Origin of the sequence: Halococcus dombrowskii, assembly GCF_022870485.1 — an archaeon.
Classification (GTDB): domain Archaea; phylum Halobacteriota; class Halobacteria; order Halobacteriales; family Halococcaceae; genus Halococcus; species Halococcus morrhuae.
The window spans coordinates 2,301,072-2,313,357 of sequence record NZ_CP095005.1; the positions used below are offsets into that span (position 1 = coordinate 2,301,072).

The 12,286-nt window shown below is 65.9% G+C and carries 12 protein-coding genes; 7 read left to right on the plus strand and 5 right to left on the minus strand.

Annotated elements, in window-relative coordinates; genetic code table 11:
* Positions 1–211 precede the first annotated feature (211 nt).
* The 3 genes from MUK72_RS11850 (at position 212) to MUK72_RS11860 (ending at position 2,004) form a co-directional block, all read left to right on the plus strand.
* The gene (locus MUK72_RS11850; RefSeq protein ID WP_004054989.1) at positions 212–994 is read left to right on the plus strand and encodes a helix-turn-helix transcriptional regulator; all 783 of its coding nucleotides are present in this window, start codon (positions 212–214) and stop codon (positions 992–994) included.
* Between the two features lie 72 nt (positions 995–1,066).
* Positions 1,067–1,705, plus strand: coding sequence for a DUF7344 domain-containing protein (locus MUK72_RS11855; RefSeq protein ID WP_004054990.1), 639 nt, complete (start codon positions 1,067–1,069; stop codon positions 1,703–1,705).
* Positions 1,705–2,004 carry a hypothetical protein gene (locus MUK72_RS11860; protein WP_244700950.1) on the plus strand — a complete coding sequence of 100 codons (300 nt, stop codon included), beginning with the start codon at positions 1,705–1,707 and terminating at the stop codon, positions 2,002–2,004. The genes MUK72_RS11855 and MUK72_RS11860 overlap by 1 nt, the downstream gene beginning before the upstream one ends.
* Positions 2,005–2,007: 3 nt before the next feature.
* On the opposite strand, the gene MUK72_RS11865 is transcribed toward MUK72_RS11860, so the two are convergent.
* Positions 2,008–2,328 carry a 2Fe-2S iron-sulfur cluster-binding protein gene (locus MUK72_RS11865; RefSeq protein WP_004054992.1) on the minus strand — a complete coding sequence of 107 codons (321 nt, stop codon included), beginning with the start codon at positions 2,326–2,328 and terminating at the stop codon, positions 2,008–2,010.
* A 106-nt stretch (positions 2,329–2,434) separates the two neighbouring features.
* On the opposite strand from MUK72_RS11865, the gene MUK72_RS11870 reads away from it, so the two are divergent.
* Complete coding sequence (locus MUK72_RS11870; RefSeq protein WP_244700953.1) at positions 2,435–3,802, plus strand: geranylgeranyl reductase family protein; 1,368 nt, start codon at positions 2,435–2,437, stop codon at positions 3,800–3,802.
* Here the strand turns inward: MUK72_RS11870 and MUK72_RS11875 are convergent.
* The 4 genes from MUK72_RS11875 to MUK72_RS11890 all read right to left on the minus strand — a co-directional run bounded on the left by MUK72_RS11875 (position 3,799) and on the right by MUK72_RS11890 (position 9,736).
* Positions 3,799–4,713, minus strand: a complete 915-nt coding sequence (locus MUK72_RS11875) for a hypothetical protein (RefSeq protein ID WP_244700956.1) — start codon at positions 4,711–4,713, stop codon at positions 3,799–3,801. The two genes, MUK72_RS11870 and MUK72_RS11875, sit on opposite strands and share 4 nt — an antisense overlap.
* A complete protein-coding gene (gene priS, locus MUK72_RS11880) occupies positions 4,710–5,888 on the minus strand; it encodes a DNA primase small subunit PriS (protein WP_244700959.1) in 1,179 nt (392 codons plus the stop codon). The genes MUK72_RS11875 and priS overlap by 4 nt, the downstream gene beginning before the upstream one ends.
* A 257-nt stretch (positions 5,889–6,145) precedes the next feature.
* Positions 6,146–7,849 carry a glycosyltransferase family 39 protein gene (locus tag MUK72_RS11885; RefSeq protein ID WP_244700962.1) on the minus strand — a complete coding sequence of 568 codons (1,704 nt, stop codon included), beginning with the start codon at positions 7,847–7,849 and terminating at the stop codon, positions 6,146–6,148.
* A 6-nt stretch (positions 7,850–7,855) separates the two neighbouring features.
* On the minus strand, positions 7,856–9,736 hold the full coding sequence (locus MUK72_RS11890) for a phospholipid carrier-dependent glycosyltransferase (protein WP_244700992.1): 1,881 nt from the start codon (positions 9,734–9,736) through the stop codon (positions 7,856–7,858).
* Between the two features lie 189 nt (positions 9,737–9,925).
* On the opposite strand from MUK72_RS11890, the gene MUK72_RS11895 reads away from it, so the two are divergent.
* From MUK72_RS11895 to MUK72_RS11905, 3 genes are all read left to right on the plus strand, one after another.
* Entirely contained in the window at positions 9,926–10,939 is a 1,014-nt protein-coding gene (locus tag MUK72_RS11895) for a HEAT repeat domain-containing protein (RefSeq protein WP_244700997.1), read from the plus strand.
* 63 nt (positions 10,940–11,002) lie between these two features.
* Positions 11,003–11,683, plus strand: a complete 681-nt coding sequence (locus MUK72_RS11900; protein WP_244701000.1) for a hypothetical protein — start codon at positions 11,003–11,005, stop codon at positions 11,681–11,683.
* Positions 11,671–12,285, plus strand: a complete 615-nt coding sequence (locus tag MUK72_RS11905; RefSeq protein ID WP_244701003.1) for a substrate-binding domain-containing protein — start codon at positions 11,671–11,673, stop codon at positions 12,283–12,285. The genes MUK72_RS11900 and MUK72_RS11905 overlap by 13 nt, the downstream gene beginning before the upstream one ends.
* Position 12,286 lies beyond the last annotated feature (1 nt).

A 12,286-nucleotide genomic window follows, 5' to 3' on the forward strand; every position in this document is an offset into this window, starting at 1 on the left:
CGCCTGAACGAATCGCAGGTATCGTTTGAAGCGACGCAAACGCGGCCTGAACGGCGGTAAAGGGAGCCTGAAAGGCAGTACAGACGGCCTGAATCGGCATACCGACAGCCATACTGAATCGACACCGCGCACGGAGCGCTGGCGAATGCGGTCGATGGAATCTAGTCAGCTAGAGTGTACATCTAAGTAAAATCGTGTCCCGGATTAGCATATGAGCGCAATCGAGACCATCGAGCTTCTCGCGCGGTCGGAGCATCGCGTGCGAATCCTCGATCTGCTGTGCGAAAACGGGTCGCTCGAAAAACACGTACTCGGAGATCAGGTCGATGCCTCGCGGACGACGATCGGGCGGAACCTCGACGTACTCGAAGAGCAGGGCTGGATACGGCGAACGAACGCTCACTGTGAGATCACTCGCCAGGGCGAGCTGGTCGCGGAGAAGTTCCGCACCCTCACGGAAACGGTGGCACTCGGATCGAAACTCGACGCGTTCATGCGGTGGGTTCCCGATGGCTCGCTCGATCTCGATCTCGAACTCCTCACGGACGCCGAAATCATCCTCCCGGAGCCCGGCGATCCCTATGCGATGGTGAACCGCCACGTCGAACTGATCCGCGAAACCGCGAACGACCGCGTCATCCTCCCGGTGACGGGTCTACACGCCTTCGAGGCAGTTCATCAAAAGATCGTCGAGGAGAACGCAACGTCGGAACTCGTCGTCGAGCCGACGATCGAAGAGACGTTTCGGACAAATCCGAGCTACGTCGAGCTGTACAAGGAGATGGTGGCCACCGGGCGATTCGACATTCACGTGTACGACGGCGATATCCCGTATTATCTGGGCGTACTCGATGACACCGTTCAGGTCGGCGTCAGCGAGGACGGGGAGCCACGCGCGATACTGGAGACCGAAAGCGAGGCGGTCGCGGACTGGGCAGCGGGCGTCTATGCGGAGTACAAAGACGAATCCAAGCCGCTGCAGGTGGTTCAGTGATCCGGGGCGTGTGCATCCCCCGCACGCTGTGCACAGGGTACCCTGATAGAGCGCCCATCCAAGAGGTATGACATGGGGACGAGTACGAGCGATCCGGCACTTGCGAGCGAGACGGGTCCGGAGAAGCCGGGAGTTGAATCGGCAGCGACCGATGTCGACGCTCGGACTCGCGGAGGCTCGGGCGTTTCGCATGACGACCTGTTCGACGTACTGAGCAACCACCGCCGACGGTACGCGCTGCACTCGCTCAAACAGCACGAGCGAACGGCGAACATCGGTGATCTCGCCGAACAGGTTGCCGCGTGGGAGAACAGCGTCCCGCGGGTCGATCTCAGCGCGGCCGAGCGAAAGCGCGTCTACACCGCCCTCCAGCAGTTCCATCTGCCGAAGATGGATGCGGCAGGCGTCATCGAGTTCGACGACGCACGGGGTATCGTCTCGCTCACCGACGCGGCCGACGGTCTCGACGTCTATCTCGATGTCGTCGGCGAGGACGACATCCCCTGGAGTCGGTACTATCTCGGCCTATCGGCGATGGCGCTCGTGGGCGTCGGAGGCGTCTGGCTCACCGGTTTCGAGCTGGTACCCGATCTGACGTGGGCCGCACTCGTCGCCGGCGTCGTCTTCTTCTCGGCGCTCGTCCACACCTACTACGACCGACGGATGCAGCTCGGTGCGGCCGATACGCCACCGGACGCGCCGGATCGCTGATGCACCTCGTTCGAGTGGCGACGATGACCGCCTGCCGCCGAAGGGATACCGACGGCACGGCTCCCGATCACCCACACGAATCGATCGACGACAGCGATGCCGATCGCACTCCGTCGGTGACGGTCGTTCGTGCGGTCTCGCGACTCCCCGGCATTCGAGAGCGAGCGCCGCGCCGGAACGCGCTCGTCGTGCTCGTGTATCTCTTCCTCGCGGCGTTTCTCGCCGGCCTGTTCGGCTGGATCGTCAATAGCGTTCCTCTTACGATGCAGTATGTCCCGGCAACCGGAGCGCTCACCTGAGAATCAGTCGTCGGCCGGTGCGGGCTGGCCGGTCTCCGGCTCGATGCTCGGCGGGTATTTCCCACGATCGAGCTTCAGATCGGAGAGTGGCCGCGCCATGCAGGTGAGGGCGTACTCCTCGGCTTCGCGCTCGGAGAACCCGCGGGCGGCCGGCTGTGTCACCTCGCCCTCGACGATCTCGGCCGAACAGGCCAGACACATCCCGACCCGACAGGAGTACTCCTGGGCGATCCCCTCTTCGAGACAGCGCGAGAGGATGGTTTCGGTCTCGGCGACGGTGATCGTCTCGCCGGTCGAAACGAACTCGACGGTGTGCTCGGTCATACCCTCCATTCCAGCCGGCCCCGACAAAACCCTTTACCCATGCTGGCCGACGGGATGGCCGCGACGGGTGGGAAGAGTTTTCCACCCGCCCCTCGACCATCGCCCAATGCGAACGCACGAACCCGACGTCACCATCGTCGGCGCGGGGACCGCCGGCTGCTACGCCGCAGCAACCCTCGCGCGAGCGGGCTACGATGTCGTCATCGTCGAGCGCAAAACGGCCGACGAGGCCGGCCATATCGCCTGTGGCGACGCGCTCAAGGGGGCCGACGCCTTCCCCGAGGCGATCCCGAAATCACACATCGCCCCCTCGTTCACCAACACCGCAGTCGACCACGGCCGCTTCGAGATCCCTCAGGAGGACGCCGTCCTCGACATCCCCGTCCCGGGCGAACTCGCCGTCATCGACCGACTCGAATACGGCAAGCTCGTCATCGAGGGGGCCGAGCAGGCCGGAACGGAGTTCCACTACGACACCGTCGTCAACGACGTCCAACAGAACGACGAGCGCGTGACGGGCCTGACTGGCAAGCGACAGGGCGAGCCCGTCGAGTACGAAAGCGAGCTCGTCATCGACGCCGCCGGCGCGCTCTCCGTGCTCCAGGACAAGGCCGATCTCGCGGACGCGACCTTCGACACCAACGTGAACTACTCGCAGTTCTCCTCGGCCTATCGCGAGGTTCTCGAAGTCGACGAACCCGTTGACTGGCAGGACGCACTCGTGCTCAAACCCACCCAGCGCGCGGCCGGCTATCTCTGGTATTTCCCCCGCACGCCGACCGAGATCAACGTCGGGCTCGGCTTCCAGATGAGCGAGGAGCCGATGGAGCTCGTCGAAGCGCTGCGCCGCGATCTCCGCGAGCGCCCGGAGTTCAAAAACGCCACCGTCAAGGACAAACTCGGTGCCGCGCTCCCGACACGTCGGCCGTACGACTCGGGCGTCGCCCCCGGCTTCATGGCCATCGGCGACGCCGCTGCCCACGTGAACCCGACCACCGGCGGGGGAATTGCAGGGGCGGCCTACGCCGGCAAGTACGCCGGCGAGGCGGCCATCGACGCCATCGAGGACGGCGACGTGAGCGAGGACGCGCTCTGGGAGTACAACGAGCGGGTGATGGACCACTTCGGCGGGCGCTACGCGGCGCTCGACGTCTACAACATCTTCGTCATGGCGACCGGCCTCAACAACCTCACCGGTCTGCTGGCCGCCCTCCCCGCGGCGAAGCTCTCCGACGCGCTCTACTCGGGCAGCGCGACGATCGATCTCCCGCTCAAGATCAGGACCGCGATCAAGAGCTTCGGCCACTGGAAGACGGTGTTCGATCTCTACGAGACGAAACAGGAGGCCGACCGCCTGCTCGACCACTACGAGGAGTATCCCGACAGTCCGGACGAATTCGAATCCTGGCAAGCCCAGCGTGACGGGCTGATGGACGTCATCTACGCGACGACGGGCGCGAGCGCGAAATACTAATCGAGTCGTTCGGCCGCATCGCGCTCCAGAAGCGGCGTCACGTTCACGTCGGGGAGCGTCACCACGTCCTCGCTGGCGAGTTCGTACGTTCGCTCGTCCGCCCCGAGGATTTCGCCGACATCGCGCGTGATGCGAACGGTCGTTCGCTCCGTTTCTCGGCCTGCATCGTCGTCAGCCGCAGTATTCGCACCTGATTCCGCAGTCGTGTCGGCCGTATCGGGCGAAGCCTGTGGGGTCTCGGTTGTGGGTTCGTCCGCCGACTCGCTCGTGGTGTCCGGTGTCTCGCCACCCATCACGTCGGCCGCGCTGACGCCGCCCTCTGCCTCGGGTGGGGATTCTCGTCCACTCGTCCCCTCTGTACCCTCCGGTTCGACGGATTCGGGTGCGGTGGGCGGTTCCGTCGCCGCCGGCGAGGGCGCATCGACACCGTCGTGTGCGTTCTCGTCGGATGCGGTGTCGGATGCCGTGACAACCGATTCGGCCGCCATCGAACGCTCGTCACCGCTCGTCACGCCGGCGGAATCGTTGGCGAGAACGCCGTCGAGGACGTGTTCGCGGTTCGACTCGATCGCGTCGACGAGCGTTCCGAACAGGTCGCGCTCCTCGTCGGTGAGGCCGTCTTTCTCCGCGGGCATGCCGGCGGCGGCGAGGCTGGCGAGTTTGACGAGTTTGCCGACGCGGCGCTCGTAGATCGCTTCGACGGTGTCCTCGGCCGTCTCGATATCGTCGGTCAGTCGACGGACCTCGGGTGCGTCGAAGGGATCGTCGGCGGCCTCGGCCGCGCGCTCGCGTTCGGTTCTGAGTTCGGCGACGAACGCGCCCACGTCGCTGTAAAAATCCTCGCGCAGATGCTGGAGGCTGTCCTTCTGGCGCTCCTTGCTCCGGGTCGACTGGAGATCTCCGAGGTTCATTCTTCGCCCTTCTCGGCGCTGCCGCGCGTCATGAGGAACACGCCGACGTACTCCGGAACGTGAGATGTCCCCGCCGGCACCGTAAAGCTATCGCCAGCGAGTTCCGTGGTCGTTTCCCCGTCGCATTCGACGGTGATCTCCTGCCCGCGGAACGTTTCCGGAATCGCGTCGACGAGCGGGTCGAACCCTTCGATCTCATCGCGTGCGAGCCGTTCGACGGAGAGCCCGCTGCCGCCGTGGAGGCTGCCCGGCAGGCGGATCAGTCGGTTCGTATCGGTGGTGACGGGTTCGTCGATCGGCGCGTTGTCCGCCGCGACCACCTCGGGGAACAGTCGCTGGGCGAGCGCGTAGAAGGCCGGATGGACGTCGATGTTCCCTGCCTCGATCTCGTCGCCGTTCGTCCGCGCAGCGCGCAGTGCAGCCGCGGCCTTGCCCTCGCCGATGCCGTCGAACTCCCGAAGGCGAGCGAGCGCGTCGTCCTCGTCCATGTCGAGCAGCTCGTCGACGAAATCGAGGAGGTGGCGGTGTGCGCGCCGGCTCCAGCCGCCGGTCGTATCGAGCGTGCGCTTCTGGGCCGGACTGCTTCGCCCGGCCGTGCCGCCGACCGCTTCGTGGGAGATGAGCGCATCGATGTCGAGTCCGATCCCGCGGACGTAGTCGACGATCTCCCGGCGCGCGTCGCTTTCGAGCGGCTGAACGCCTGCGTCGCGGACGTGGACGTGGTAGCCGCGCCCGCCCGAGAAGACGATCGTGAGATCGTGAAAGCCGAAGTCGTTTTCCAGGAAGTCGAGCAGGCGAAACAGTGCGGCCTTGCACTTTGCGAGCATCTGCTTGTACGAGTCCACGCCGAGCTCCACGCTCGGAAGGTGGTCGGCGTCGAGATCGAAGACCAGATCGGAGCCACGCCAGTCCTTCTCGGCCATCGAGCTCGCGCCGGGGTCGTCGTATCGCCCCGCCGAGAAGTAGACGTGACGGGGGCGCTCGCGCGCGAGGAAATCCGGGAGGGAGCCGAGATCGAGCGTCGAATTGTGTCTGACCATCGTGGTTCCGGGACCGGCGGTCCACGGGATGTGACCCCACTCGCGCGCGTCGGCGTCCGGCGGCAGCGTCGGCTCTGTCCGGCGGTAGTGGTCGCGAAAGCGCCCCCGGAGATACGCGCGCGTGCGCTCTTCCATCGGGCGACTTCTTCGAGAACACCACGCAAAACGTTGCCGTCTCGCCGACGCCGACCGGTCTTCCCGTCCGCTATCGGATCGGACGAGCGGGTGATATCATCTTGTATCAGTTCTGGATAAACGAGTAGTGGGTGGCTCGGTAAAGGGCCTCGTCACACGGGGCTCGGCGGGGGTAACGGTTCGTCATCGCCACCACCGGAACCAAGCGGGTCGGCGGGCAAAAACGCTTCCACACCGCCGGATCGGCCGCTGGTCCGTCAGTTATACCGAAGCCAGATGAGCAGTCGCTCGTTCTCGCGGGTCTTCGTCGAGACGTTCCCCGGAACGCTGTGAAACGACTGCAGGCGGCCGAAGGTGACGCGATTGTCGTGGCCCTGCAGCCGCAGCCACGACCGAACCGAGTGTGGCTGGAGCATCGTCACCTTGTGCGCCTGTCCGAGTCGCTGCGGATGGTAGTCGATTTTCGTGGGAACCCCGGCGATGGCGACGGGCGTACCGGCATCGACCCCGCTCACCGAACGATCGATCTCGGTGAGCGCCGTCCGCGTGACGTCGCTGGTCTCGCCCCAGCCCGAATCGGCGTACAGCAGCGGCGATGCGGCGATCGACGGGAGCAAAAGAACCAGCACGGCGACGACGACCAGCGCGTCGGTGTCCCGATTCGAAAACGTCCGCCATCCGTCGACGGCGGGGAGCGCGGCGTCGAGACAGACCGCGGCCAGCGCGAGCAGCGGAATGGCGAAGAAGTACGCGTCGCGGAAGGCGAACTGTTTGGCGAGGAAGAACAGGGGCAGCGGGGAGAGCAGCCAGACGACGAAAAAACCCATCGAGCGGCCGGCGGCGAACGAGCGAGCAGAAGCGATGGCTGCCAGCAGCGCGCTCGCGGCGGCAATGGCGAAGACGATCCCAGCGGTGTACCAGCCGGCATGATCGACGGCATCGATCGACGCGAGCGGTGACGCTCCCGGAAACCGGGCGACGACGAGCAGAACGGCGAAGCCAACGATGGCGACGACGAGCGGGAGAGCGCGGCGCGGAGTGATCCGGCCGAGCGCGCGATCGCGGGCGAACGAGACGAGTAGTGCCAGCGGGACGGCAGCCACGACGGCGATCACGAGCGGCGTCGAAACGCCGCCGATCGCGGCGAGAACGTCGGCCTGATAGACCAGCGAAAGCACGTACTGCACCGGAAAGAGGAGGGTCTGGGAGAGCGGCGGGTCGTGGGTGTAGCCGCCGATACCGCCGAGCACCGCGAATCGGACGGCGAGATAGCCAACGGCGACGGCCGCCAGCGGGGCCACCGCGACGATGGCCCGGCGATACGTCGAGCGTCGGCGCAGCGAGGGCCCTTCAAGCACCAGCCAGACGAAGGCGAGCGGGCCGACGACGGCCGCAGTCTCCTTGGAGAACAGCGCGAGTCCGTAGGCCACGGCCGCCCCAACGCGCAGCCGTCGGCTGTCGCGGCGGACGCTCTCGACGAACAGCCAGAGCGCGAGCAACCCGAACAGCGCGAGCAACATGTCCTGACGCCGCGAGATCGCCGGCACGACGTCGGTGCCGAGCGGATGGACCGCGAACAGCGCACCCGTGAGCGCGCCGGTGCGGAGCGAGTCGGTCAGCGAGCGGATCGTGAGTACGACGAGCACGCTGACGAACCCGTGCAGCAGCAGGTTCGTGAGGTGGTAGCCGAACGGGTCGACGCCCCAGAGCGCGTACTCGGCGGCGTAGACGAGGTTGACGACCGGCCGGTAGAACCGTCCGGCGTCGAGGTAGGAGGTGCCGTACAGCAGCGGTTTCGTGAAGATCGTTCGGAGATCGGCGAGCGAGGCGATGCGACTCGTCTCGACGAGCGCGATCGAGTCGTAGGAGGTGAACCAGTAGCCAAGCGACTCGACGTGTGCCAGCACGGCCAGCGAGAACGCGAGCAGCGCCGCGAGCGCGACGCCGTGTGATCGCTTCATCGGTGGTTATTCGTCGATGACGCGACCGGGGGTACTCGTCTTTGTGGTCGCCTCGCGATCCATGGCTCTCTGGACCCAGACGAGGGTCGCCCGCTCGCGTGACTCGGCGTGGAAGGCGAGCTCCGGGAGGTCTGAGACGGTCGCCGGCCGGACGAACCGAACCTGTGTGTCGGCCGTGTCGGTGAGCGAGAGCCACGCCTCGACCGAGTACGGCCGCAGCGGCGTCACCGATTGTGCGTGTGGAGCCGACTGCTCGCCGCCGTCGAACGCGTTCGGGAAGCTCGCGACGTAGATCGGCTCGTCGCCGGGCGCGTCGTCGATCGTGTCGGCGAGGCCCGACAGCGAGCGTTCGTTGAGCGCGCCCGCCGAGCACCAGTTGTCGCCAGCGTAGAGAAGCGGCGACGCACCGATCACGGGAACGAGCAGGAGGAAAACGACGGCGACACGGACCACGTCGCCGATGGGCGGCGCGACTGTGCGGTCTGTTTCGAGCGCGCTGCGGGCGGCAGAGATCACTCGCTCCAGGGCGGGAACCACCAGCAGCGCGAGCGCGGCCATCGCGGGCGCGATCGCGAGATAGGCGTTGCGCATCCCGAAGCCGAAGGTGAACGGCTTGCTCGCGACGAACCCCCGCGTACCGAGCAAAACGACCGGCACGAGAATCCAGCAGGCGAAAAACGCCAGCTGGCGGCGTCGCGAACCGTCGATGACGATCCCGTCCGCGAACAGCGCGGTGGCGAGGCCGGCGAGACAGGCACCGACGAACAGCAAGCCGACGAGGTAGCTCCCGAGGGGAGCGCCGACGGCCGGCAGGGCTACCGAACCGAGCGACTCGCCGGCGAGCACGAGCGGGATGCCCGCGAAGCCGACGACGCTCGCGACCGGTGTGAGTGCGCGCAGCGAGCGAAAGCGACCGCGATGGAAGTAACCCCGCCGGAGTAGCATCATCACCGCGATCGCACCGACGACCAGCACGATGGCGACGCCGACGACGAGCGACGGCACCCCGACGGAACGCAACGCCGGCAGCTCGACGGCGACGTTCTGCGGGACGAACAGCCAGAGGAGATACTTCACGCCGAAGAGGAGCCGATCGGCGAGCGTGGCGCTCGTCGGGACCGCGTAGCCGCCGAGACCGCCGAGCACGGCGGTGCGGACGGCGAGATACAGCGCCGTGACGGCGACGAACGGGCCGATCGTTCCGACGAGAGTTCTGACGATCTGCGTTGGGCGGTCGCTGTCGCGGTCGAGTAGCACCCAGACCGCGGCCAGCACGGGAACGACGAGGGCCGTCTCCTTCGCGCCGATCGCGAGCGCGTAGGCGACCAGCGTGCCCACGAGCCCGCGGTGGCTCGTCCACTCCCACGGGAGTCGCTCGTCCGGCGGGGTCGCGCGATACCAGCGGACGAAGAGGGTGAGCGCGGCCAGCAGGAAGATCGTCAGGAGGGTATCCTGTCGCCGTGCGGTCACGGGGACGACCTCGGCCGTGACGGGATGGATCGCGAACAGCGCCCCTGCGAGCGCGCCGACCGCCCGACGGCGCGTGATTCGAGCCGTACAGACGGCGACGAGCGCGGCGGCGATCGTGTGCAGGAGGACGTTCGTGAGATGGTAGCCGACGGGGTTCAGCCCCCAGACGGCGTAGTCGATGGCGTAGCTGAGCGTCGAGATCGGCCGGTAGAACAGCGCAGTGGCGGTGAAATCCGATCCGGCCATCAGCGGCTGAGCGAACAGCGAGACGAGTGCGGCAGGATCGGTTGCACGACTCGTCTCGATCAGCGGTAGCGTGTCGCTCGCGACGAACCAGTAGCCGAGCGTTTCGGCGTGAGCGAGGAACGCGAGCAATACGACCGGCAGGAGCCACCACCGGTCGGACCACGAGCGCATACGTCGAATGGAACTAGTCGGCGCGCATAAGTGGGTCGAAGTCCGCTTCGGCAAGCGATCAGTCCCCACAGCCGTTCGAAAGCGGGTTCCGACCCGTGGGGATCGTCGGCTGTCCCGTGGAGCCGTGGACAACTGTTTTCATGGCCGTTCTCGAACATCGGCCCCTGGAGCAACAGGAGCCGAGCCACGATGGATGACACTGAACCGGCGTCGTCGCTACGGGGAGCGATCGACGACGCACTCGAACGGGGAGACGGAGAAGAGCTCGCGAAACTCGTCGGGAGCCTTTCGTCAGTTTCCGGCGAGACGTGCAAAACGTGCCTTCGCCGGTTGAAAGCCGCGGTGGCCGACGATCCGGACCTCGTAGGGCCAGCGCTGCCGGCGTGTGAGGCCCTGCTCACCGACGACGAGCGATCGGTGCGACTGACGACTGCCAAGCTGTTCGCTGCGGCCGCCGAAATCGACCCGGATTCCGTCGTTCCGATGGTGTCGGTGCTCGCCGGTCGGCTGGCCGACGACGAGGAGTTCTACTACGTGCGTGCCCGCTCGGCCGAGGCGCTTGGCTACGTCGCGCTCGACCATCCCGACACCGTCGCGACACCCGAGCTGCTGGCCGATCTCAGAATCGGGCTGTCGTTTGACGAACCCGAAGTGAAGGAGAAGCTTGCGAAGGCGCTCGAACACGTCGCGCTGGGCGATCCCGAGCGGCTCGCCCACCACAGCTCTGCCCTCGCCGAGCACTGCGACGACGAAAGCGAACTCGTGCGCTATCACCTCTGTACGGCGCTGGTGATCGTCGGCTGCGAGCAGCCCGAGCGCCTGTCAGACATGACGGACGTGCTACAGAATCGACTGACCGACGAAAATCCGTACGTGCGGGGACGGGCTGCGGAGGGCATCGCCCTGCTCGCGCAGTCATCGATGGCGATCGACTCGATGCCCGATCTCGACCGGATCGACTCGGTGGACGACCCACCGTCGTTTCTGGTCGATCGCGTGCGTTTCGCTCGGCGGGCACTGGACGGTGAGCGGCCTGCGACGGCCCCCGGAGCTCTCGGAACCCTCGATTCGGTTCGGGACGGCACGGGGGAGATCGTCGCGGAGATCACGTCGCTCGATGCCGACGGCGAGTGTCCACACTGTGGCCTCGAACTGCCGGAGAGCGGTCCACCGGTCTGTCCGCGCTGTGGAGCGCCCCACTGACCAGCGATTTTGGCATGCCTAAAGTCCGGAACGCTTTTGTCGTGTTAGGCGAGCCTAAACCGTATGGCAGACGACGCTCCCGAACGCGAGGCACCGACGCGGCGCGACTACGTGAAATACGGCGGCGCGGTCATCGGTGGCGGGCTGCTCGCCGGCTGTACCGGTGAGAGTAGCCCGTCCGGCAGCGGCGATACGGCAGGGTCGAACGGATCGGACGACTCGACGCGGACACGAAGCGGATACACGGCGGCGATCGAACCGGTCGGCGAGGTCGAGTTCGATTCGGTCCCCGAGGAGTGGATCACCCACGAGTTCTCCCTGGACATGGCGGTCGTCTGCGGGACGACCGACGGTATCGTCGAAACCGCCTGGCGACCGGGCGAGTACGTCCTCTCGTTCTACCGAATGCTTCCCGATGTCGACGTGCCGAGCGTCGCCGAGATGAACGGAATCCTGGGCAACGGCGAGTCGATGAACAAGGAGTACATCTACGAAGTCGATCCCGACATGATCGGGGTCGATCCGAACTGGCTGCTCCAGTATTCGTCGGGCAAAGGGAAAGACATCGACGAGATCATCGACAACGTCGCCCCGTTCTGTGGGAGCTACAACCAGCGAAAACGGGACGACTCCTGGCCGACGTGGCCCGACGGGAAATACCGGTACTACGACCTCTCCGAGGTGACGAAATACTGGGGCAAGTGTTCAACCAACCAGAGCGCGGCAAGGCGATGGCCGAGCTGAGTCGGTCGATGGCCGAACGCGTCAGATCCCGGGTCCCCGAGACGGACGAAACGATGGGGCTTCTCTGGGCCGGACCGCCGGACAGCGGCGAGATCTACATCTACAAACCGACCCAGGAGACGAGGAAGGTCTACGGTAGGAAACACTTCAGCGATCTCCAGGTGAACGACGCGTTGGCCGGCCAGTACGACGGCAAAACGTCGATCTACGTCGACGCCGAGGTGATCCTGGAGGCCGATCCCGACAGGATAGTGCTCCATCACGGGCTCATGAAGAACCAACTGCCGGCCTCGGACGCGTACAACGGGAACGATACGGACGGCAAAACGATCGCCGAGTACACGCTCGACCTGTACCGGAACGATCCCGTGCTGTCGGAGCTGACCGCCGTCAAGAACGACGAGCTCTACATCGGGACGATGGAAACCACGGGGCCGATACAGGGCCTGTTCAACACCGAAGTGCTCGCCAAACAGCTGTATCCGGGGACGTTCGGCGAGTTTCCCGGGTTCGACGACGACGACAACACGTACGACGTACCGGAGGACGAACGGCTGTTCGACCGCCAGCGCGTCGCGGACATCTGCAACGGAAAGTTCTGAC

Coding starts and splice junctions, on each gene's coding strand:
- MUK72_RS11895 (WP_244700997.1), top strand. CDS start 9,926: ATGGATGACACTGAACCGGCGTCGTCGCTACGGGGAGCGATCGACGAC.
- MUK72_RS11900 (WP_244701000.1), top strand. CDS start 11,003: ATGGCAGACGACGCTCCCGAACGCGAGGCACCGACGCGGCGCGACTAC.
- priS (WP_244700959.1), bottom strand. CDS start 5,888: ATGGAAGAGCGCACGCGCGCGTATCTCCGGGGGCGCTTTCGCGACCAC.
- MUK72_RS11850 (WP_004054989.1), top strand. CDS start 212: ATGAGCGCAATCGAGACCATCGAGCTTCTCGCGCGGTCGGAGCATCGC.
- MUK72_RS11860 (WP_244700950.1), top strand. CDS start 1,705: ATGCACCTCGTTCGAGTGGCGACGATGACCGCCTGCCGCCGAAGGGAT.
- MUK72_RS11885 (WP_244700962.1), bottom strand. CDS start 7,849: ATGAAGCGATCACACGGCGTCGCGCTCGCGGCGCTGCTCGCGTTCTCG.
- MUK72_RS11855 (WP_004054990.1), top strand. CDS start 1,067: ATGGGGACGAGTACGAGCGATCCGGCACTTGCGAGCGAGACGGGTCCG.
- MUK72_RS11870 (WP_244700953.1), top strand. CDS start 2,435: ATGCGAACGCACGAACCCGACGTCACCATCGTCGGCGCGGGGACCGCC.
- MUK72_RS11890 (WP_244700992.1), bottom strand. CDS start 9,736: ATGCGCTCGTGGTCCGACCGGTGGTGGCTCCTGCCGGTCGTATTGCTC.
- MUK72_RS11875 (WP_244700956.1), bottom strand. CDS start 4,713: ATGAACCTCGGAGATCTCCAGTCGACCCGGAGCAAGGAGCGCCAGAAG.
- MUK72_RS11865 (WP_004054992.1), bottom strand. CDS start 2,328: ATGACCGAGCACACCGTCGAGTTCGTTTCGACCGGCGAGACGATCACC.
- MUK72_RS11905 (WP_244701003.1), top strand. CDS start 11,671: ATGGCCGAGCTGAGTCGGTCGATGGCCGAACGCGTCAGATCCCGGGTC.